The 22598-nt window shown below is 66.3% G+C and carries 10 protein-coding genes and 3 pseudogenes; 1 reads left to right on the forward strand and 12 read right to left on the reverse strand.

Translation table 11 applies throughout. The features are described from left to right. Positions 1 to 474: 474 nt before the first annotated feature. The 11 genes and pseudogenes from ACIBK5_RS40705 to ACIBK5_RS40755 form a co-directional block, all read right to left on the reverse strand. Positions 475 to 867 (reverse strand): hypothetical protein, encoded by a 393-nt coding sequence (locus ACIBK5_RS40705; protein WP_399028055.1) that lies wholly within the window; start codon positions 865 to 867, stop codon positions 475 to 477. Between the two features lie 637 nt (positions 868 to 1504). Next, positions 1505 to 2203: pseudogene (locus tag ACIBK5_RS40710) on the reverse strand (GGDEF domain-containing protein); the annotation flags it as partial. 426 nt (positions 2204 to 2629) lie between these two features. Beyond that, positions 2630 to 4123: pseudogene (locus ACIBK5_RS40715) on the reverse strand (SAV_2336 N-terminal domain-related protein); the annotation flags it as partial. Continuing rightward, on the reverse strand, positions 4050 to 5069 hold the full coding sequence (locus ACIBK5_RS40720; protein WP_399028057.1) for an AAA family ATPase: 1020 nt from the start codon (positions 5067 to 5069) through the stop codon (positions 4050 to 4052). The gene ACIBK5_RS40720 and the pseudogene ACIBK5_RS40715, both read right to left, overlap by 74 nt. Further along, complete coding sequence (locus tag ACIBK5_RS40725) at positions 5066 to 7153, reverse strand: hypothetical protein (protein WP_399028059.1); 2088 nt, start codon at positions 7151 to 7153, stop codon at positions 5066 to 5068. The genes ACIBK5_RS40720 and ACIBK5_RS40725 overlap by 4 nt, the downstream gene beginning before the upstream one ends. Beyond that, positions 7150 to 8148 carry a hypothetical protein gene (locus ACIBK5_RS40730; RefSeq protein WP_399028061.1) on the reverse strand — a complete coding sequence of 333 codons (999 nt, stop codon included), beginning with the start codon at positions 8146 to 8148 and terminating at the stop codon, positions 7150 to 7152. The genes ACIBK5_RS40725 and ACIBK5_RS40730 overlap by 4 nt, the downstream gene beginning before the upstream one ends. A 752-nt stretch (positions 8149 to 8900) precedes the next feature. After that, complete coding sequence (locus ACIBK5_RS40735; RefSeq protein WP_399028063.1) at positions 8901 to 12308, reverse strand: hypothetical protein; 3408 nt, start codon at positions 12306 to 12308, stop codon at positions 8901 to 8903. 231 nt (positions 12309 to 12539) lie between these two features. Next, on the reverse strand, positions 12540 to 12986 hold the full coding sequence (locus tag ACIBK5_RS40740; RefSeq protein ID WP_399028066.1) for a transposase: 447 nt from the start codon (positions 12984 to 12986) through the stop codon (positions 12540 to 12542). 220 nt (positions 12987 to 13206) lie between these two features. After that, positions 13207 to 13362, reverse strand: a pseudogene (locus ACIBK5_RS40745) (winged helix-turn-helix domain-containing protein); the annotation flags it as partial. Positions 13363 to 13484: 122 nt separating this feature from the next. After that, positions 13485 to 13853 carry a hypothetical protein gene (locus ACIBK5_RS40750; protein WP_399028068.1) on the reverse strand — a complete coding sequence of 123 codons (369 nt, stop codon included), beginning with the start codon at positions 13851 to 13853 and terminating at the stop codon, positions 13485 to 13487. Further along, positions 13754 to 14242 carry an AMP-binding protein gene (locus tag ACIBK5_RS40755; RefSeq protein ID WP_399028070.1) on the reverse strand — a complete coding sequence of 163 codons (489 nt, stop codon included), beginning with the start codon at positions 14240 to 14242 and terminating at the stop codon, positions 13754 to 13756. The genes ACIBK5_RS40750 and ACIBK5_RS40755 overlap by 100 nt, the downstream gene beginning before the upstream one ends. Before the next feature lie 517 nt (positions 14243 to 14759). On the opposite strand from ACIBK5_RS40755, the gene ACIBK5_RS40760 reads away from it, so the two are divergent. Then, the gene (locus ACIBK5_RS40760) at positions 14760 to 19352 is read left to right on the forward strand and encodes a sacsin N-terminal ATP-binding-like domain-containing protein (protein WP_399028072.1); all 4593 of its coding nucleotides are present in this window, start codon (positions 14760 to 14762) and stop codon (positions 19350 to 19352) included. A 296-nt stretch (positions 19353 to 19648) separates the two neighbouring features. Here the strand turns inward: ACIBK5_RS40760 and ACIBK5_RS40765 are convergent, their stop codons facing one another. Then, entirely contained in the window at positions 19649 to 22555 is a 2907-nt protein-coding gene (locus tag ACIBK5_RS40765) for an N-6 DNA methylase (protein ID WP_399028074.1), read from the reverse strand. Between the last annotated feature and the right edge of the window lie 43 nt (positions 22556 to 22598).

Genomic DNA, 22598 nt, shown 5'->3' on the forward strand with positions numbered 1-22598 from the left:
GGCTCTGGCTGTCCGGGCGGGCCTGGAGCTGGTCCTGTCGTCGCGGATGAACACGGTCACGCGCACGCCGCGTCCGGCCGCCTCGTGCAGCAGTGGCAGGATGCCGCGCACCCGGTTCGCGACCCACGGAGCCCACAGCCAGACCGAGGTGCGGGCTTTGCGGATCTCGTCCTCGAAGGTGCTGAAGAATGTCGTCTCGTCGTCGATGCCCGTGACCTCGACATGCCGGGCCAGCACGTCGGCGAGGACGCGCCGAACTCGCCGAGTTTCCGCGCATCCTCGTAGGGCGGGGTGATCAGGTGCCCAGCCCGCAGGCGCCGGACGCCGGGGGTGCCAACCAGCGCGGCCATGGGTACCGGGTTCTCGGTGGCGACATCGAGGTCCTGACGTATCCGCCGGTGAGGACCAGCGGATATGGGGAGCCGAGGGCGATCACATTCGCCAGGAGCCGCGTGTGCAGCTCTGGCATGTCCGTCACGCGGCTGCCCGGCTGCGGGAGGCGAGCTGGGGGAAGGTGTCCTCCCACACAGTGCGCACGGTGCGACCGACCAGGGCGTGCAGCACCGGCCACAACTGGAGGAGCAGATCCTGGTTGAGGTAGCGGGGCAGGTCGTCGCGCAGTCCCTCGTGCAGGACAGTGCGGTACAGGCCCATGCGCTGGCGAGGCTTGCTCATGTCATATGAGGTCATCCCCGACCAGGCCATGTGCAGAGGCAGCTCTACGACCCCTTGGATCGGGCCGTGCAACTCCTCCAGCGACTCCGGCAGACGCCGCCGGAACTTCTCCCGGTACAGCGCGAGGTCCTCGGCCTCCGCCCCCGAGAGGTTCTTCGGCATGGGTGCGGGGTATTGTGGGCTGGAGGGCATGCCTCCATTCTGGGGCCGGAGTAGTGGCGGGTCATGATGAGCCAGCTGGCCTCTGGAGTGAGCGGGACGGAGGCTGCTGAGGCAACTGGTCGTGGCAGCTCGCTCTGGCCCGAGTGGGCGGGATGGGCTATCGACCGTGACGCTCGTTTGACGCTCTGGGCGCGCTCACGCTGCGCGGCGAGCCGAGAAAGCTGCTCTGACCTGGTTTTCCGTGACTCGCTCAGTCCGACATCTTTCCGATGACACCAACAGAAGTGGGCAGCTCGTCATCGGATTCTTTGGCGACCGCCTGTACAACGCCGGAACCAGCTGAGCCCCTTCGCGCCGCTCCACCTGGAAGACCTGGATCTGGCTCCCCAAACGGAACGGTGCCGACCCACACGGGTGGGTCGGCACCGGGTTCTAGTCTCAGACGTCGACGCGGGCGACTCTTACGGCCACCTTGAAGTACAGCTCGGTGCCGTCGAATGCCCCGACCTCGCTCACAACCACGCCGAGCGCCTGCTGCACGGACGCCTCCATGAGCTGCGTGGTCAGCTGGTCTCCGTCTGATTCACGAATGAGGCGAAGGCGGTTCTGCTGAACCACGCGGCGCACAGCTGTGAATACCGCACCGTGACTGCGGCAAAGGTGCGCATCAGCCCGCTGATCTCCTGCCTCTCGGCCCTTCTGCGCGACCTTGGGAGCGAAATCGTTTCTCAATGTACATACGTTCGTCGGCCGAACTGAGCACTTCGTTCGCGGTCATGCCGCAGTGTGCCCACCCGATGCCGAAGCTGGCGCCCACCCGGACGGCCCGGCCCTCGGCGCGGATCGGCTGGATGATCTCGTTGCGCAGGCGCACGGCCAGGTCCTGGGCGTCGGCACGGCCGAGCCCGTCGGCGAGGATCACGAACTCGTCGCCGCCAAGCCGGGCGACGGTGTCGCCGTCGCGGACGCCTCGGGAGAGCCGGCGCGCGACCTCGATGAGCACCGCATCGCCTGCGTTGTGCCCGAACCGGTCGTTGATCGACTTGAAGCCGTCGAGGTCGCAGAAGAGGACCGCGAGCCCCTTGGCGGTTTCGTCATCGGGTTCAGGCGCGACGACGTGCATGTGTGGTGACTCGGCCTCGGACATCTCCACGTCAGGCTGGAGGTCGGAGACTCGTCCGCGCAGGTCGGAGACCATGGGAGAGGCATCGAGCCCACCCGAGTCCGCCTGAGGTTGCTGGCAAAGGCGGGAGGACAGGAGCCTGCGTACTTCGGCGGCGTTCACCAGGTCGGTGAGCGCGTCGTGGGATGCATGGTAGGCCAGCTCGGCCTTAAGGCGCCTGCGCTCTTCGTCTTCCTCGGCATTGGCGGGCCCACCGGGCGATGGGAACATGGCATTCCGCGAGGCGGCGAGTTCAGTCTGCGCTGCCCTGGCCATCTCTTCGCGAGGCGCTTGCTGCTCAGGCCCGGTCGAACTGTCCAATAGCCTGGCAAGAGCGCGGAAATGCCGCGCCAGGGTGCGGTAGAGCTCCGCTGCAGTGAGGGCGTCCTCCGCCGTCGTCGGAGTGTTCGGGCCGGAGCGGCTTTGCCGTGTGCGTGACGCTCTCCCTTGACGGCTGTGGGTGTGGCGGCGCCCGGTTTCGGGGAGACGATCCGCCGGCTCGATTCCCAACAGCCGCGCCGTGGTAGCCGCCGCGAAGGCGATGGGGCGGATGCCGGTTGGCAAGGTCTCCTGAGCGTCGGGTGAGTGGAGGACGACCGGCATTCCGTGAGGGGCCTGAATGCGCTCGGCTAGATGGTCGCTGAGGGCGAAGTAGGTGTCCCACAACTGGTCGCGGGTGAGTAGATCGGTCAGGTGAGAGGAAGCCGCGGGATGGAAGTGATAGATCGTGTCGGCCGATGCGCGGCGAGTGGCGATGAGGAGTCCGGCGGTGAGGAACTCGGCGGTGTCGGCGAGGGAGGCATCCGGGACGAGGCGGTCACGGAGGACGTCCAGGACGGGGAGTGTGAAGGAGCCGAGCGGTGCGGCAGCGATGGCGAGGCGGACGGCTAGGGACCGGCGGTCGTCCGTGAACGCCTCTGCTTGGGTGCGCACTTGGTCGTATGCGGGCATCGCGTCGGGCGGGACGGTCCGGCCGGAGCGACGGTGACGCATAGGCAGCCGACCGGTGGCGGGGAGGAGGACAGCTTCACACCCCGACGGATCGGTGCGCATTAGGGCGCGGGCCCACGCGAGGACTTGATCCGGGTCGAACTGAAGGACGGGGAGCGCTTGCCATGGTTTCGTCTCCTGGGTCTCGCGGAGAAGCCGTGGGCGGCGGTAGGAGAGGAGCCGGTTGGCGGCGGCGGGGACGGACGCGGTTGCGGTGGTCCTGGGAAGATTGAGTCCCGAGCGTTGCCATAGCCGCTTGGGCAACGGGTTGACCAGGGCGACCGGTGCGGTGCGCCCCCACGCATGAAGCATCCGCCACAGGCTGTCCTGTCGCCAGGCCAGTGCCGCACAGTCGGAGACGACGAGAAGGAGGCGGCGGGCCGGCTGGGTGGGGTGCACGGTTTCCGGGTGCAGCGGCAGGCTGGCGCCATGGTGGTCGTACAGCACGGGTCCGTCGCCGGGCGGGTGCTCGAGATGCCAGACCCGGACGTCACGTAAGGCGGCAAGAGCGCGGAGCATCCGGGTGAACACGCGTACCGTCTCGTCCCAGACTGCCATAGCGGTGCCCCGGTCCAAGACGACGACCACCTCAAGCCATGGCTCCGGCGCTGGAGTGAGTAGGGGCACGAGCATCCCGGTACGGGTGTAGTGCTCGACCGTAGCGTCCACATCCAGCCGACGGCGGACCCCTGAGAGCCAGGGGCGGCGAAGAGGACGCAGCGCACGGCCGATGTCGAGGGCGTCGGGGAGGGCGGCCCCGCGGCCGACGCTCACTCGCTTGCCTGGAACGGCGTGCGCCCCGGCCTGCCCTTCCAGCCACACCGAGGCGGCATCCGTCGCATCTCCGTCTGCCGAGGCGTGGGTGCTCTTCGTGCGTCCTGTCGTGTCCTGGTCTTGCTTCCGGCGCTGCGTCTCATGGTCCGCGGCATCGGGAGGCGAACCGTTGGCGCCCCGGTCGGCAGCCAGCCAGGCGGAGGCGAGGACGACGGCGTCGAGGAGTTCCTCGACTTCGATGTCGTCGCCTCCCAGAGCGAGCCGGGCCAGACGCGTGGCGGCGTGCTCAGCCACGCCCCAGCCCCTGCAGCAGCATGTTCTCAAGTGTCTTTCGTTGGCCTGGGCGCGCAACGAGGTCACCGCGCAGCAGATAGACGGCGTTCAGGAGTTGGTCGATCGCGACGTACTCGCCGGCGTTCAGTTTGGCGAGGAAGATTTCGACGAGGTCGGCGGTAGCACTGTCCTCCAAGTCGCCGAGATGCGCGGTCACGATGTCGGTGAGTGTCTCCTGGGAGAGTGGCGGCATCTCGAAGCGGATGCAGCGGCGCAGGAAGGGAGCGGGAAAGTCGCGTTCCCCGTTGCTCGTCAGCACGATGACCGGGAACTCAGTGCACTGAACCCACCCCTGCTCGATGGTGCTCGTGCCGTTCCTGTCAGCGGTGCGGACCTGGACGTCGGGTTTAGGGTGCCTGGACAGCTCGGGGATCTCGAAGCCGCCGCGTTCCAGGACGTCGAGCAGATCGCTGGGCAGGTCCAGGTCGCTCTTGTCGATCTCGTCGATAAGCAGTGCGCGGGGACGGTCATGGGGGAGGAGGGCGGTGCCCAGGGGGCCGAGCTGGACGAATTCGCCGATGTCGTCCGCGTGGTCCTTGCTACCCGCGGGGTACTTCCACCGGGCCGCCTTCCAGAGCGCCCGGCTCCCGCCATCCAGCGTGCGCAGGTTGTGGGCGTGAATGCGGCCCAGGGCGTCGTAGCGGTACAGCGCCTCGGCGAGGGTGCTGCGTGAGGTGATGTGCCAGTGCAGTACCTCTCCGAGGTCGAGCTCGGCGGCGATCTGGCGGATGACGGTGGATTTCCCCGAGCCCGCGCGGCCGGTCAGCAGCAGGGGGCGGCGTAGGTGCAGGGCCGCGTTCACCGCGTCGACGAGGCCGGGGACGGGGCGGTAGGTGGTGGCGGCCTCCTTGCGCGACGCGGGTTCCCGCTGCTGGGCGGGGGTCCGCCATGGGGGAGGGTCTGGCAGCTTGGGCAACTCGGCGCGGTTCTTCGGCGGGACTCCGGTGCCCCGGTAGTACGGGGTCCAGCTCATGCGCGCTCCTTGGAAGTCAGCTCGTCCGGTGCTCTCACGACTGCCCTGGCACGTTTCCGGCAGAACGCCTGCCAGTCCTCGTCATGCCAGGCGGCTCGCACAGCAGCAAGAGGACCGAGATCGTCATCGTGGCTCCGGCACGCGCCACTCACATGCCTCCGATAGGCGTCCGCGATCTTATGGGGCAGAGCCTGCCAGTACCTGACCACGGATGCTTCGACGCCCTGTTGATCGGCGATGGCTCGCTGTCGCGGCCAGACCAGCGCCGGCGTGTGCTCGAGGAGTTCCTGCGCCACGAAGTCCCAGTCGGACTCCGGCACGGTGGCCAGTGCCCATACCTGCTGTCCGAGACCGTGCTTGCTCAAATGCTGTCGCAGGTGGTCGATGGTCTCGAGTTGCGCGGCATGGACCCATCTGGGGCCGCAACAGTCGCCGTCGTCCAAGGAGACCAGCAACTGTTCGCCCACTTGGAGCATGTCGTCGACGGTGAGGTCAGGAGGGGGCGTAAGCAGGCCGGACCAGCGGGTGGTAACAATGTAGTTGACGCCCAGCTTCTCCTTCTTCCGGACCATTTGCTCCTCCGGTGGGTGGTCTAGAAGCATCAGGGTGGGCGCCGCCACGTCGATGTGCCGCAACCGCTTCCCCGCGATGTTCGCCCACGGGGCGGCCCAGGCGACGGCCTCGGTCAGGGCCCTCTCGAGACCCTCGGCTCTGGGACCACAGAGGAAGCGCTGGCTGCCGAGTAGAGCGCGGCCGAAGAGCAGCCAGGCGTCCACGCGCACCACACTTTCGCCTCCGTCGTCGGCCAGCACCAGAACAAGACGTGGGGTCCGTTCACCGTCGGGCTGGTGGTTCAGCTCGCGCAGGCGACTGTTGACCGTGATGGTGAGCTCGAGATCCTGCGCCCAGCCGACGACATCGTCCGGCAGCTGGTCTCCGTGTCCCGTCACATGGGCCATCGCAGCGACCAGGTGAGCCAGTGCACGGTGCCGACCTTCCGCGGCACCTCCGTGGTGAGCGGCGTAGTCGACCATGTCCCGGAGCGCCGGGGGCTGTTCGTACCGCACAAGGTGAAGCGGAAGGCCCGCCAGCATGCCGACCAGCCGGAGGCTGTCCTCGGTCAAGTCCGGACCGAACACCTTGCTGACGATGGTCAGCGTCTTTCGGCCGGCCTCGAGTTCCGTCAACACTTCGCCGAGGCGGTGCACGGCGGCTCGAGAGTGGCCGCTTGCCGTTCGCTGGTTCTCCCTCAGCCATGTGGCAACCTCGTCCTCGGTGGACAGACGCAGATTGCTGTCGACGCGCAGTACCGCCTCCCGTACCGCATTGCTTGCGATCGACCCGAGTGCGTGGTCGAGGAAGGCGGCGCGATTTCGGGCCAGCCAGAGGGCCTCACCGAGGTACGCGCCTCCGTCGAAGACGATCCGTCCCGGCTGCTGGCCATTGATCCGCTTGCGGAGCTGCTCCAGCAGGTCGTCGTCGACCTTCAGAAACTCCCCGGCGTCGGGCAGACCCTCCTCCATCAGACGGGTGAGTTCCGTGCTCAGCCGCATGTCGTACGCCTGCTCCTTCGCGGTGGCCGCGAAGAGGAGCGAGAACCGCACATTGCCTTCCTGGCGCCCGGCGGTAATCACGGGCGTGTTCGGTACCGCACCGCCGGAGAGACAGGTGTCGACGATGGCGACAAGCCCGGTCAGCCCAGGATGGTTGAGAACGCCACCGAGCAGGTCGGGAACGTTGACGTTGGACAGCGACGGCGCGTTCCTACTGCCGGACGTCACGAAGTACAACGGAGCGCCCTCGGCGCCCTCGCCGTGACCGAGCAGGGCCAGTACGAGAGGACCACCGTCACGCCGTGAGATCTCAGCGGCCAGCTCCACTGCGTCGAAGACGCGATTCCTGCCCAGGCCGGTGCCGATCAGCAGGGAGTCCTTACCCCGGTCCACACAACCCCCCGCCTTCGGGTCGACCAGGGCAGCATGCAAGGCACGGGCAGCGTCCTCCAGGCCTTCCAGTCGTCCGCCGCCCTCACACTGTGCACCCACGACAAGCACGTGCCGGGGCGGATCCGTCGGGGCGATCACGGGCGGAGGGCCTCGATCACCGGACGCGCCACAGCACCGTGCCGGAGGTACTTCGTGGCAGTGTGCGTCCAGAAGCCGGGGGAGTCGACGCGCTCTGTGACTGCCTTGACACCGTTCCTGCTCGGGCGGATCCAGTCGGCGAGCTGCGGTCGCCCGACCACGATGTCGTCGCGGTCCCAGAAGTTGAGCCAGGATGCGACGTTTTTCGGACAGGTCGCGGGGGCCGGTACCAGACGGTCGAGAACCACGGTTCCCAAAGCCAGCGGCGACCCCAGGGTCACCCAGAGAGGCACAGTTCCCTCGTACTCGTGTAGCGCCTCGTAGGCGACGACCGTGCCGAGGCTGTGTGAGACCACCACGAGGGGCCGCGCAGGGTCGAGGTCGTCGAGTACACGTGCCCGGACGGTCGAACCCAGCTTCGCCTTCGTGGGGCGGCGGTCCAGGTAGCGGCCAACCTGGGCGAGTTGGAACAGGAGGGCCCAGCCGTTCATCCACTGTGCCGCTTGACGCACTCCCGGCAGGCGGAGCAGGGTCGTCGTGACGCCGACCAGCCGACGGCCGATCTCTCCCGGGCCTTGGGACTGCCGCCCCTGGGCAGCGGCATCGAGCTGGAAGCGCGCGTCGCGGATGACCCTGGCGTTCTGGGGGTTGCTCTCGGACGGGAACTCCTCGGCGAGCTCATCCAGCATCGAGCCAAGCAGCTCTGTGAGGAAGGGAACATCGTGGTCGTCGAGTTCTCCGGCTGCGTCGCCCTGTGCGCCCTTGCGGTTGAACAGATCGCTGTAGTTGGCGAACGTGACGTCCGCCAGCCAGCCCTGGGTCAGCGCGGAGATCACGTCAGCCATCTCGGCGTCCCGTGCTCCGCCGGCCAGTGACTCCAGCCACCCACGACGGTCGATCGCGGTGTCCCTAAGACCGCCGATGCCATGCACTAACAAGAGTTGAGGCTTCCCCGTTGCCATGTCGCTCTTCCTCGTTTCCTCGGCGACGAACATTGTGCTGGATCCGGGATCATGTGGCAGCCGAACCCCACGTCCCACCCGCGACAACGTGAGGGAAGATACCCAGCCTGAGCCCAACAGCTACTCATCGAAGCTGCGTTCAGCCGAGGGTGGTCTTCATGATCCGCACGTCCGCGTAGGGCGGCGGAGTTCCTCAGGGGGCATTCCGTCGGCGGAGGGCTGTCGGACGGCTCGTGCGTTGCCACTTGCCCGAGCCCAGCCGCTCTCGCGTGACTCATCAGTGACAGGCGGGCGGTCACGGCAGGAGCTTGCCCTGAGGTTCGCCAGCGGCAGCCGGCGGGAAAAGCCCCGCCGCCTGGGCGAGCCCCTCCGCGCACGACGACGATCTGCGCGCCCGACAGCGCGGCGCTTTGGCGGGTGATGGGACGGTTCATCCATAAATTCCCTGACGTCTCATAAAATGACAGCCCGTCAGCCCGACGGTCATGCCACCGTGGGGCCCGTCGCGGGGTTATCGCCAGCCCGTGCCGTAGCTGCACTGGAGGTGTTCGCGGCGGTGCTGCCAGGGCTCGGGCGACCAATCAAGAGGAGGACCACTGCAGAGTCCCGTCCAATCCCCCGCCCGCCACCCCCACCCCTCGGATGGCGGCGGCACCGGCAGGGGCAACGGCTAACGACTGCGGAGCCCTTACGCGATGACGGATTTCTCCGTCGCGGCTTTCCTGGGCGAGGAGTTCCTCGCCCAGGAACTTTTGCCCCGGCTTCGCAGAAGAACCTGTTGTTCTTCACGACGACGGAGTCATGTGCACCGGGCCTGTAAGCAAGGTGAGCAGTGTACGGAGCTTGCTGGGCTGCCAACGAGGGCTGTCATTGCCCCGTGTGCGGCGCGGATCGGTGCAAGCGTTCTCCTCGGTCCTCAAGTCTTTTAGCTGTGCGTCCAGCTCTTTCATGCTCATATCAGACAGCACCCATCCTAGTGGAGCGGCGATGCCTGGTCGGTCCGAAGGTGCGACAAAAAAACTCCGCATGTGAGAGCACCGCAAGGAATTCACCTCGATCTTCGGTGATCCGCTGACCCCTGGGGGAGGCCCCGAGAAGCGGAGTAGTGCCAGCTGTTCGAGGGTCGTGACGTCCACTGCGGTGCGGGGGGCCCGGGTCCCGATGATCGGTGCGATGGCCTCGGGTTGCCGCTCTGCGGCCGGAGCTGCTCCTCGTGACTGGTAGTGATTATCGAGAACAGCGATCACAGGGAGCACATAGCGCTGGGAGGGGGCGCATGCCGTTCGCGGTGCTCGCCTGGCCGTGGGAGCGCATCCCGAAGGTCCGTGACGCCGAGTAGGGTTGGTGATGTTGCGGTTGTGTTGGGCGACGCGTGGCTCGAGTTTCTCCCATAGCTCGAGCAGAACTGCTAGGCCGCTGCCTTCGAGTAGTCCTCCGTCGAGGTCGACCGCGGACTGGCTTCCTCCGCTTTTCTGGGCAATGCAGCGATGCATCCGCCCTGTCGGTGAGATGAAGGGAAAGCGCGCGGACAGATGCACTGCCGTGGACAGCCGCAGGCCCTGGTTCCTGGTTTGCGTCTGGCAGTTCTGATCATCGGTGAATGCCGCCGCGTCGATGGCTCCTGCGGCAAATGCAGGGGTAATCATCGCCGCCTCCCCGCTGCCGCTCACAGTGGTCACTTCCGCTCGTCGACAGTTCAGGGATGGCGCCGCGTCGTCGGTCAGGCCGCCAGTGGCCCATTGGGAGGAGATCACGATTCTGCAACCGGTATTGACGTCCGTGCCGTTCAGTAGGGTCACGGGGCGCCAACGGGATTTTTCTGCCTTGGAGTAGGGGCGCGTGACTTCAAAAAAGTCCTGCTTGAGGTCCTTTTCGAGGCCTTCCCAGGAGCGTTCAAATACCGTGGCCCGATCCCCCGGGTGCAGGGCGCCGAGTTTGTTGATGCCGTGCAGCGCGCGCGGCAGATCGCGGTAGAACCAGGCTGCCATGTTCGCCGAGAGAGTGTCCTCTCCCGCCAAGCGTTCGGCGAAAACGCGGCCGGCGTTTGGGGCGGGGCGAAAGTCTTCCTGACCGAGCAGATGGCCGATGAGCCCCAGGCTGCCCCCGGAGACACCACTGATGCCGTAAACCATCTGTTGGCCGCAGGGACTCTGTGTCAGCTTGTCCATCACTGAGCCGGTCCAGTAGGCAGCCCGGATACCCCCACCAGGGGCTGCGACGAAGAGCATGGGAATGGAATTGGCCGGCTTGAGTTCGGGCTGTCTGTCGAGGCAACGATTGGCGGCGGCCAGCCAGTCTTTGAAGGAACTGCCCGGTTGGAAGACGCCTGCAGGAGCATGATCTGGCGGCGCGGGGTCGAGTGGCCTTTCACCATGCCCAGGGACCGTGGTGGACCCAGTTCTCGACTTGAGCCTCACCTCGTGGTATCCCCCGACCGTGTCCAACTGGGCTTGCAGTACGAGAGCTGCAACGACGAGTAGCCAGAACGGCGTCAGCCGGAAGTGAAGGTAGCGGAATACTGGTAGGGGGAGGCGGTATTCCGAACGCCGCGCGATCCAGCTTCCGATGAGAGTGAGCGTCGTCAGAAACAGGAGGAGAACGCCAAGGCTGCGCACAAGGGGTCCCCCCACTAGCGGTTTCCAGGCCATAAATGCCCCAAGTGCCACCGCTACTCCGAACAGAACGCTCCCCAGCAAACCCGGCAGGCGAACACGATTGTCGCTCCACGGCAGACGTGTAGAGGCATCAGCCGACGCAGGGGTGTCGGCCTCGGCAGCGGCCGGGGAACTGGAGGGCACGGACCCCCGATGCTCCGCAGGCCTAAGGGAAGCCGCCGCCTCCTCACCGTCGAGCCAACGGTCCTCGACGAAGCGGATAGCCCTGTGGGCCAGCGGTGCGGCGAAAACTGCGGCTGCGAGACCAACGCCGAACCAGACAACGACCTCTGTGTAAGCATCGAGGCGCACGGTCCGGTCGTGACTGGTAGCGATCGTTGGCCCGAGGAGTAGAGGGCGGGCGTAGGCACGGGTGAGGGCCAGTCCGGCGATGATGAGCGGAATCACGGCCAGTACCCGTCCGACGTTCCGGACCTGGCCGCGCAGCTGGACCGGGGGAATTCCTGTCCGCATCTGTGCTGGCGCAACCAACCGAGCCGAGTCGCTGGCCGAGGTCTCCTCGCCCCCGCTCCAGGACACGGTGAGTAGGAAGCTCCATGCAGCTAGGACCACGACAATTACAGGCACGGAGAGGGCCCCCGGCGTGGCCTGTTTCGTCACGATGAGCGCCACGGCCGCAACTGCGACGACCAACGCAAGAGCCGCCAACCCGAGCAGGCCCCTCCGGCCCCTGCCTTCCCGGGTGTCGGGCACACCATCGAGCAGAGCCCAGCGTCCTGCGACCCATAGGGCCAGACAGAGTCCGACAAGTGTGGCGGCCGGCCCCGCTACATTCCCTAGCAGGGCCATGAGGTCGTCGCTGCCCGCCCATGATCGTTCGATGTCAGGAATCTGTTCCAGCGGTCCTTCCCCGGGCATGACTGCCAACAGTGCCAGGAGGAGCAGCACTCCGAGCTGATTGCGATGGCGCGTCCACACGCGGCACCCTGACATGGTTCCGGCCTTCCACCTGGTCAGCCATCGCTTCAGGGACAGCGGTAGCGTCCGGGCAAAAGCCATGCCGCCGAAGAGGACAGCGATGGCGAAGAACGCCCACTTCAAGAACGAGAAGGTTGTAACAGCGACTGCGATAGCGTCGTTCCTCGGCAGCCTCGTGAGACCGTCGACTAGACACCCAGTGAGGATCGTCTCACCCCAGTCGCAGACCAGTACGGTGAGGCAGAGCCACTTAAGCCATTTGGCGGGAAAGGGCGGACTTTCCAACTTGGCAACTACGGTCCAGATCCTGCGCAATACGAGGTACAAAGCAGCCACGTAAGCAGGGGCGAAAATCAGAATATCCAGTAGGAGATGAGTGTCGATCCAGGCAAGGACGAGTCCGCTGCGCCCGCCCTTGCTGGCGGCGGTCGCCCATACGTCGATCGCGTCGACCGGATTTTTGTGCTTCCACCAAAGAAAGCCAGGCCACCCGCTGAGCGCATCGGCTGCGTACGCCTGCTTGTTGTCGACCTGCAGCGACCTCAGAAGACTGGAGATCTCCTTCATCACCAGGGCGGCGGCGATAGCGAGAGGCGGCACTGTCCACCATCCCACCCGCTTTCTGTTCCGCCATGCTGCAGACCAGGCACTTGTCGCAGAGCCCGGCAGCCAACGGAATGCCCTCATCGGGATCTGAGATTTTCGCACGCGATCATGTTGGGATACACGCAGCACGGAGAGCACGCCAACACGCCCACTCTGATGGCGGCGACGGCTGAGTTTACCCAATCCCTACAGCCGGCCCCGACTAGAGATCTTCAATGGCTGAGGTTACGGCGGTTGGAAGTCGAGGCCGGTCTTGGCGATGAGGCCGTCGATGAGGCCGGGTCGGTACTGCATCCGTTTGAGCCGGGTCTTCACCAGCGCGGTGAGCTGGTCGAGGCTGTGTTTGGTGAGGTTGGCCAGCGACCGTTTCAGGTGCGACCACACGCCCTCGACCGGGCTGAACTCGGGCGCATACGTTGGCAGTTGGTAGACGGTCAGCCATAATCGGGCTTCGACCAGCTTCCGCATTCTGCGGCTGACGTGCGTATTGAGATTGTCCCAGACCAGGACGATCGGGCCGCCGAGTTGCTGGTGTGCGGCGTCGAGCAGGCGGGCGTAGTCGGTCTCGGTGAAGCCCCTTGCGCCGGCCCTTGGCGGGGGACCGCGGTCGAGGTGGATGCGGTAGATCAGCCGGGGCCGGTGGCCGGGCTTGGTGCAGATCAGTGCCGCCATGGAGACGCGTTTGGTGCCCGCGGCGGTGACCCGTATGACCGGGGTGCGGCCTCGCCGACCCCACGTGCGGCCTTTCGGCGGCCTCAGGCCCTGGCCGGCTTCGTCCTCGAAGCAGAGCCAGGCACCCAGTCCGCCGCCGTCTTTTTATGACGGGCCACTGCTCGTCCTTCCAGGCTGCGATCTTCTCCTCATCGCGCTCGGTGGCCTTGCGGGACGGGACCTGCACGCTCCAGCCGATGCGGTGCAGCAGCAGGTCCATCCCCGCCAGGGTGTACTCCACCCCGAACCGGCGGCGCACGACCTCGGCGATCCTCGCCAGAGTCCAGCACTGGTCGCTCCAGCTGGCAGCGGCCGCCTCGGTGTCCGGATCGAGCATCGCGGTGGTGACGGCTTCGTCGAGGGCCCGGATCAGATCAGGGTTGAGGGAGTTCCGGCTCTCGGGTCAGTTGAGCGGGATCCAGGGCACGGCTCCCGCCTGCAGGGAAACAACCGCGGTCGTCACGGGCGGACCTCCGGACCGTTCTGCCGCTGCTGACGAAGGACGTAGCGCTGGATCTTTCCGCTGGGTGTCTTCGGCGGCAGGTCGACGAAGTGCATCGTGCGGGGGTAGGCGTGCGCGGCGAAGCGCTTCTTCCACGGCTGAAGCTCGGCGGCCAGCGCGTCGGAGACCTCCGTTCCGTCCTGGAGGACAACGAAGGCTTCCAGGACCTCGCCGCGCACCTCGTCGGGTGCGGCGATCACCGCGCACTCGGCCACCGCGGGATGCGTCACCAGCGCCGACTTTTTCTCCGGACCGATGCGGTATCCGGCCATGATGATGACGTCGTCGTCCCGGGACGAGAAGTGGGAGTAGCCCTCGTCGTCCACCCGGCCGACATCACCCGTGTGATACCAGCGGCCGTCCGCACTGAACTTCTCCGCGCTCTTGCCGGGATCGCCGTCGTAGCCGCGAACCAGGCCAGCGCACTTGCGGAGAGGTCGGCGGCGATACGGCCGACCGTGCCGACGGGCGCGATCTCGTCCCGGCCCGCGTACAGCACGTCTAGGCTCCACCCGGGCATCGGATGACCCATCGACCCGGGACGCACCGGCCGGCGCAGCGTCGGGAACTGGTGGTTGTTGATCAGCATGCCCGCCTCGGTCTGCCCGTAGTGGTCATGGACTTCAAGGCCGAACGCCCGATCGGCCCAGGTGTTGACCTCAAGGGGGATGGACTGTTGGTCATGACGCTCGGTTGACGCTCCGGGCGCCCACACGCGGGACAGTCAGACCCAGAAAAGGGCTCTGACCTGGTCTTTTTCGAGACTTGCTCAGGCCGACATCATTCCGATGACCTCGCACGTGGAGTGCGTGGCGATTCTTGCGCCTGCCCAAAAGGGTCTCTGACCTGCGGTTTTATCGGGTTCTTCAGGTGTGCTCGGCGGTGCTTGACCTGTTTCCCGAAGTTCACCGCGTGGAGCCTGTTGTAGGTAGTCGCCGCGTGGCTCACCTGCGGTTTCACAACGGGAGCGTGAGTCCAGAACGCTCTGCTCAACTCCGTCAGGGACGGGTTGAAGAAATGTCTTGACGCTCGTTCGACGCCGTTCCTGACGGAGTGTGAGGTGGTCGTGCTAGGACCGGATGGCGCGGGCCAATCGACTTTTCGGGCTCAGCCCGTCGAGTAGCGCGTTAGGTCTGTTCTATGGACTTGAGCTATACGGCGACAGGTCTCGGATAGACGTGTGCTGATTGCGCTGGCCTCGTTACCCTGTGTCGCAGGGAGTGCCGAGGTGCGTGGGGGCGGAGATGAGCACGGGGGATGCGGTGCGTCGAACGGCTGCGGTGGAGCAGGCAATTGCGTCCGCCGATGCGCTCTTCTCCATGGAGGGCATCCCAGAAGGAGCCGTCGTACCGGAGCCGGAGGGTGAGGCGGCGACTGAGGCGGCGGTCGAGCGACTCGGCAGCCGGTTCGCGCGACTGGACGGTCAAGTACGGCACGCGTTGAGACGTACCCGAGATCACGCGGGGAATCTGTCGAGCGACCGTCTCCAGGGACTCTCGGAGATCGTGCAGAACGCCGAGGACCTCGGCGCCACGGACGTACGCATTCTGATGTGGGGATGTGAACTCCTCGTCGCCCACAACGGCAGTCCCGTACGGTTGCCGGACGTTCTGGCCCTGGCGATGCCCTGGCTGACGAGCAAGGCAGAGCAGGCGGAATCCACCGGTAGGTTCGGGATCGGCCTGATGACCCTCCAGTCCCTCTCCCCGCATCTGGAGGTTCACTGCGGGCATTACCGGTTCCGGGTCGGCGATCCTGACATCGCCGTGGCCAAGCCGTTCCCGTTGCCTGACTGGTTCGCGGGCGACACCTGGACGGTTCTACGGGTTCCACTGGAGCCGGGCGTGCTCGGCGCGGACGAGGTGGACGCGTGGCTTGCCGAGTGGGGAGACAGCGCGCTGCTCTTCCTCGGCAGTGTCGGCAGCGTCACGCACTTGGACGAGCAAGGTCGTGTCCGGCGCCGGCTGGCGCTCGACCGTGAGACCGGCGAGCCGTTCGAGGCCGTGGTGGGCGGGCAGAGCGCCGACGTGGAGACCGGCGGGGCACGCGCCGGCGACGGGTCCCGGTGGCTGATCTGCCGTACGACCGTTCCCAGCCCCTCCGGGATCACCCGGTCTCACAAGGCGGTGGGGTCCACCACCGCAATCGCTGTGGCTCTTCCTCTCGGACCCGATGACGCCGGGCGGATCTACGCCGGTCTTCCGGTCGCGGACACCGCTCTGTCCCTCTGTATCAACGCCCAGTTCGATCCCATCGCCAGCCGTCAGGCGCTCGACGACACCCCGTGGAACAGCGCACTGATTGAACTGGTGAGCGACCTGTGGAAGGTCGCCGCCCTGTGGCAGTTCCGGCGGGATCCGGCACGGGCCTGGCGCACCGTGCCGCTCCCTGACGACATGCGCGACTCCCGCGACCCGGTCGCTGCGCTGGAGCGACTACTCCTCGACCGTGCCAGGGCGGGCGTGTCCCACGGTCTCGTCCTGGACGTCCCGGGCTACGGGCCGCTCGGCCTGGATGATCTCGCGGTGGAGGACGAGACGCTGGTGGGCGTGGTCACCGAAGAAGAGATCTCCCGCGTCGCCGAGCGGACCGCCGTGCTACCCAAGGTGGCGCGGGACGAGGACGGTCGATGGCGCGAGGTGCTGGCGGACTGGGAGAACCACGACAGTGCGGTTCCCGTGGCGGTGGGCCTTGACGACGCGCTACGCCTCCTCGACGACGAAACCCGGTCGCCGCAGTCGAACATCAGCCTCGCCGCGGTGGGACTTGCCTCGAATATCTACTCCTCCTTGCTGTCGAGCCGCTGGCTCGTGGACAGCTCAGGGGGCCGCCACCGTGTGCCCCGGCCCGCGGAGCCAGCGGTGTTCACCGACGCCCCGCGTGGCCTCGGCGCCAGTCTCGGATTCTCCCGGGAAATCCATCCGGCATTCCTCGCCGACACCGACGAGGCGCGGTCGGTGAGGACATGGCTCCGTAAGCGGGAGGCGCTGCTGACCGACGCGGACGCGGTGGCCGTGATCCGGCGCCTCGCGGCCATCGGCGCGGCGGGGAGCAGCGGCCCGAACGTACTGCGGCTGACAGATGACCAGCTCATCGAACTGCGCGACGGGTTCGCACGAGTGCCGGACCATGAGCGTGAGACCTTGGGGCGCGACGTGGGCCAGGCAATCCGGCTGCAGGGGCATCGCTACGACCGGGCCGGAAAGCGTGAAGACATCGACGTCGCTCCCGCCCGGGCGTACCTACCCGCCCGGCTGGACAGTTCGGAATGCGAGGAGAGCTTCGCCTTTGCCGCCGGTCGCACGGCCGGGCTGGTGTGGCTGCGGCCTCGGTACGCCGAGGTCCTGCAGCGCGGCGGCGCGGGGATGGGCGCCCGTAAGTTCCTGAGGCTCCTGGGCGCGGAGACCGCGCCGAGGTTGCGCAGGCACCCGGGGGCGCGGGAACGCTTCACGCAGAGCCCGAAAGGGCTGCCGGCGGCGGTCATTTCGGGACCTCGAGCACGCACTGATGCCCTGCGCGTTCTGGAAGCGACCTTCACGCTCGACGACTACGAAAGCCCCGACCTACGTGCCGTCGCCTCTGGCATAGCGGCGGAGCAGGACCCGCAGCTCCGCAGGCGCAGGGCGTCAGCGCTGTTTCACGTCCTCGGGCGAACATGGAGCCGCTTCTCCGACCACGACGAGGTGGATGCCGTCCACGACTACTACGCATGGCAGAACCGGGGCAGGACCGCAGCTTTCTGGCTCTGGCAGTTGCGCGACACACCATGGTTGGACGCCGGTAACGGCGCACTGTCTGCCCCGGCTCGACTCCGCATGCGGACCACCGGCACGGTCGCGGTGTACGGGGCGGACGACGAGCGATTCCTCCATCCCGAGATCCAGCAACTGGTCGGCAGACGCAGTGATGTGCTGCGCGCCCTGGGCATTTCTGCAGAGGCCCGCACGGAGGACCTCGTGGAATGTCTGCAGCGCCTGCGCCGACGGGAGGAACAGGGCGGCGACAGGGATGTGCCCGCGGCGCTGATCCTCTACCAAGCCCTGGCAGAGCGCGCCTTCAGCCGTGGCGAGAGAGCCTCCGGGGAGATGTCTCTGGGCTCGGTCCTTCGGGTATTCGGTGAGGGGAGCGGCCTCGTCCTCACGGACTCCGGCTGGCGCCGGCCGAGCCAGTGCCTGCGCGGAGCGCCGCTCTTCGGTCCGCTCCGTGCGTTCGCTCCCACGTTTCCAGGCAGCGAGGAGTTCTGGCAGCGGCTCGCAGTGCGCCTGCCGACTGTGGACGACGCCACGGCCGTGATCAAGGAGCTGGCACAGCAGGACCGGAAGCAGGATCGGGACGAGCGGGACGGGACGACCCAGTCCATCGTCCTGGAGACTCTGAAGATGCTCGCTGCTCTGGGCCGTACTGATCCCGGCGCGTTGACGGCCAGGCGCTTGGGACGCCTCCCTCTTTGGACGAGCCAGGGCTGGCGAAGCAAGCGGCCCGTGTACGCCGTCGAAGACCCGGTGGTAGCCGAGGCGCTGGGCCGGGAACGTGCGGTGTGGTGCCCGCAAGTCGAATTGGAGCAAATCCAACCGTTAATCGGAGCCCTGCGCGTGAGCGAGCTCGATGCAGAGCATGTCACCGTGTACAGCCCTGGCCCGGCCCCGGCGGACCCGGACGCCACAGCGCTGGTCCGGTCAGCCGTCACCCACCTCCGCGAGGACCTGCAGCGCAACGCCGCGAGCGTTGCGCAGGCCCTGGACTGCTCGTGGGACCAGCTGGCCGACCTGACTGTATGCATCGCCCCTCACCTGGCCTGCTGCCTCGATCTTCCGGACACGGGCGAGACGGTGCACGTGCCCGTGGACGCCGGGATTCACTGGCCCTCGGGCACGTTATATGTACGTGACACTGCCGCTCTGACACGCACATCCGGGGTGGGCCGGTCGATCGCCGCCCGGTTTCCGGGCAGCCGCCGCGAGGTGGCCCTCGCCTGGGGAGCAGCGTGTGACCAGGCCGAGAAGGGCCATACGGCCGTACGACTGAGCCTTGCCGACGACCAGGTGCGGCGCGACCGGGAAGCGGCGGAGGCCGAGCGTGAACGACGGCTCAGAGAACTCGGTAGCGAGGTGGACCAACGCCGCACCGCGACCGAAGCGCAGGCCAGCACAGCAGCTGGTACCCCACGGACGGCAGTGATCCTCCCGCCTGTCCCCAGCACACCACCGCCCGTAACTGGGCCGTCAGTCCCGCCGGTGCCTCCCGCTCCACCGCGGAGGCTCGTGGACCCTGGCAGACTCCGGCTCGTCGACCCAAGCGGCATCATCACGCCATTGAAGCCCTCGGCCTCGGGCGCGCCCACCGCGCGGTTAAGCGGGTATAGCCCGGGTACGTCCGGCCTGCCGCAGCCCCGCGCCGGATCGGCGATCCCCCAACAGCACACGCCACCGCGCCCCTACACGGGCACGGAGCAGGAAAAGGTGGCGCTGGACGTCGTGCGCCAGGCACTCGCCACCGACGACGACTGGCTGCGCGATCTACGGGCCCAACGCGGCCTCGGCGCCGACGCGGTGGATGCACTATCGCGATTCTACGAACTCAAGGCATATAAGGACGCCGAGCCGGACACGGTGTTGCTGACGCCTGCTGAGTTCCAGCGAGCAGCGGAGAACGACGATTTCTTCCTCGTCATCGTCTCGGGGCTGGAGGCCGGAACCGGTCCCATCTCCGTACGCATCATCCCGCAGCCGCTCCAGCAACTGACTTGCCGTCCGAGCAGTAGCGTGACGGTCACGGGAATCAGAGGGGCGCACAGCCGGGTGTACCAACTTGAGGAGGATAGATAGGTCATCCAGCCGTGGCGTTCCGAGACGTGGCGCCCGAGGCGATCACATCCGCCATGAGCCGTGTGTGTAGTCCGGCGCCGGCTCGCGGTCTGGCATATCGGCGCCGTGTGCTGTGGCTATGGTCGAACGGGCGTTGATCTGGCCGAGGACGCGCAGCGTTCCCAAATTTTAGGCATCGCCGGTCTGGTAGTTGCCGTTCGGGAACACATCGGGGAGTGGTCGGGCCGAGCAGCCAACTAGAGGCGGACGTCTCGGAATCGAGCCGGCTGAGCTGCGGACAGTCGATTTCACCTTGTTCATGCTTGTGTCCATGGCCGCAACGAGGCGTATACGGTGTCGCTTTCCAGCTCATGTCCCCGGTCAAGGCTTTTCAGCAGTGCCGTGGAGGCGGTGAGCCGGTCCGGGTAATAGAGTTCGGGGGCCAGGCAGGTGGGACAGTCCTCGAGCAGGCAGAAGGGCGAGAGCTGTATCGGCTCGTTCTGCGGCGTCAGCATGTAGAGGCTGCCATCGACCAAGGGGACGTCAGTCTGGAAAGTGATGGGCTCGAAATCAGGGTGATCGCCCATGAGTACGAGGCCCGAAACTTCGAACTTTCCCACTACGGGAAGCCAACGAAGCCTGTCCATGTGCACCCACCGGGCTCGCGCCAAGAATGTACACCAGGACAAACTGCTGAACATCAGTCGCTCCAGTTTTTCCAGGCTCCTGTCGAATTCCGCCCGCGTCCGCGGCCCCGCACCGTGCCTGATCTTGTTTCTCAGGGTCACAAGAGCGGAGAGATCCGCCATTAATCCCATTTTCCCTTTCTTTTGGGTTGCGGCCTCAGCCAGCCCGGATGCGGGATCGCCGATTTCCTTGGCGTCTGCTCCTACGGCTCGAATGACCGCTACCCAGTGCCCCAGTGCCACACCACCGCCTCCTACGGCCTGCTTCCACTGAACGATCTCGGGCAGATCCTGTCGCCCACGGTTCGCGGCAATGGCATGGGCGACGATGCCGAGGGAAAGGATGAGCGACTCCACACACTGTAGGGCAGCCTCATGCTTCTCCGCGTGCGACGTGCTGTGCCGGAACTTCCGCACCGCCCGAGCAATTCCATAAGGATACGTCTCCTGGAAGATCCTGTATGGCTCGCTCTGCTTTCGGAGATTCTGGGCGATCAGCGAACTCAGTTCCGCCGCTTCGTCGAGTCTCGCGCGACGCTCGTTGCTCGACCCCTTCTCGAAGATACGCAGCCGTGCGGCGCGAAGCTGGTCCCGGATCTTTTCCGACTCGACCTGCCCCTCTGCGAGTCGGGCGATGGATGTACGAACTTCCTCGAAGTCTCCTTCGCATATCGGGACACGGATATCAGCTAGGCCAGCGCGCCTGATGCGAGGAATGACATCGTAAAGCTGAATCTGCTGCTCTGCTTGAGGGCTCGAAAGATAGGTGACGAGATATTCGGAAGGTACTGGATTCTCCAGGGGCCTGATGACGATCAGGCCCTGGCCGGGCTGCACGCCCTCATATTCCGCGGGGAGAATCGTCCAGTGCCGTACGTTCGCCAGGTCGCGACCGACTATGTCGCCTTCTCGTAGCCTCCACCGGGGCTCGCGCCGGTCCTTGCGCACCGGAAGGGTCTCGACGGGGCAGAGATGGGAGGCCAGCAGAGAAGGTTGCAACACTCTTCTCCGCACGTCCGGGTCGCCCGAGGGCGCTGCTGGACCCGTCTCCCTTGCTGCGACCGAACCGCCGCAGATTTCGGCGAAGTCCCCCAGCCGCACACTGTCTCGAGCCAGCTCCTTCGTCTCGTGGGCCTGCCTGTAGTAGTTCAGGGAAAGGTTGTAGCCACTCTTGGCGATCTCCTTCTTCGAAACCAGAAAGCTCTGTTCGCTCGGCCTGCGGCCGCGTTCGCTCGTGTGGCGCAGCAGCCAGCGGCTCACTACGTCAGGAAGGTTGTTCTTGGCGTGCTCAGACCGATCAAGCCTTTCGCTCGGGGTCGGGCCGAGCTTTTCCGGGGAGAGGAGCGGTGTGCGCCGGTCATCGAGACTCCGCCCGTCCGCCGTGACGTCGTAGAACCAGACGCTGTCCGTGCCCCTGCCGCTGGTCTTCGTCAGGAAGAGGATCGACGTGGACACACCTGCGTAGGGCCTGAACACACCGCTGGGAAGTTTCACCAAGGCATCGATTCGGTGATCCTCGACAAGGATTCTTCGTAGTTCTTTGTGGGCCTTGGTTGAGCCGAAGAGAACACCGTCCGGGACGATGACCGCCGCCCGCCCGCCGGGTTTGAGCAGTTGCAGCACCAGGGCCACGAAGAGCAACTCGGTCTTCTTCGTCTGGATGACTCGCTGGAGATCGTCAGCAGCGGCGTCGTAGTCGAGGCTGCCCGCGAAGGGTGGGTTGGTGAGGACCAGCGAGTACCGCCCGCTGTCCTCGACCGTGTTCTGCGCGAGCGAATCGCGATAGCGGATGTCTGGGCTCTGTACCCCGTGGAGCCACATGTTCATCGAGCCGATTCGCAGCATCGTGGTGTCGAAGTCGAAGCCCTGGAACGTGGTTTCGCCGACCTGCTCGTGCCGGGCTGGCCCCTCCGGCGTCTCGGGCCGGTTCCGGTTGACGTACTCCGCTGCCGCGACGAGGAATCCGGCACCCCCGCATGCGGGGTCGCAGATGACCTCTCCGGGCTGGGGAGCCGTCATTTCCACCATGAGCTGGGCGATGTGCCGCGGCGTCCAGAATTGCCCGTTGTGGCCCGCTTTCGCGACTTTGCCCAGCATGTACTCGTACACGTCGCCGCCGATGCCCACCGCGTCGAGGGGTACGCCCTCAAGCGTGTCGACAACCTTTGCGAGCAATCCAGGTGTGGGGATGCTGAAGCGCGCGTCAGCGAAGTGCCCGAGGAATTCCGGGTTGTCGTTGCCGTAGGTGCGGAGCAAGGGGAAAATCTCGTCGCGGACCGTGGCGAACATGTGTTGCGGCGCCTCGTCCAACAGGCGTGACCAGCGCAGCCGTTCGTTCAGCAGCGGCGTACTCACGGAGTCGACCGGTGCGCTGGCGGAAGCGGCGTCCCGTTCCTGAGAAGTATGCCGGACGTCGAGCATCCGTATGAACAGCAGGTACGTGATCTGTTCCAGGATCTCCAGCGGATTCGACAAACCGCCCGACCAGAAAGCGTCCCACAACCGGTCGATCCTGCTCTGGAGTTCACGTGAAAGCACGGTCCAGAGGCTATCCGACTATGCCGTCCGACGGCGGCGGGAT

Source organism: Streptomyces sp. NPDC050546 (genome assembly GCF_044457425.1).
Lineage (GTDB): Bacteria > Actinomycetota > Actinomycetes > Streptomycetales > Streptomycetaceae > Streptomyces.

Coding starts and splice junctions, on each gene's coding strand:
- ACIBK5_RS40705 (WP_399028055.1), bottom strand. CDS start 867: ATGCCCTCCAGCCCACAATACCCCGCACCCATGCCGAAGAACCTCTCG.
- ACIBK5_RS40720 (WP_399028057.1), bottom strand. CDS start 5,069: ATGAGCTGGACCCCGTACTACCGGGGCACCGGAGTCCCGCCGAAGAAC.
- ACIBK5_RS40730 (WP_399028061.1), bottom strand. CDS start 8,148: ATGTTCGTCGCCGAGGAAACGAGGAAGAGCGACATGGCAACGGGGAAG.
- ACIBK5_RS40740 (WP_399028066.1), bottom strand. CDS start 12,986: ATGGCGGCACTGATCTGCACCAAGCCCGGCCACCGGCCCCGGCTGATC.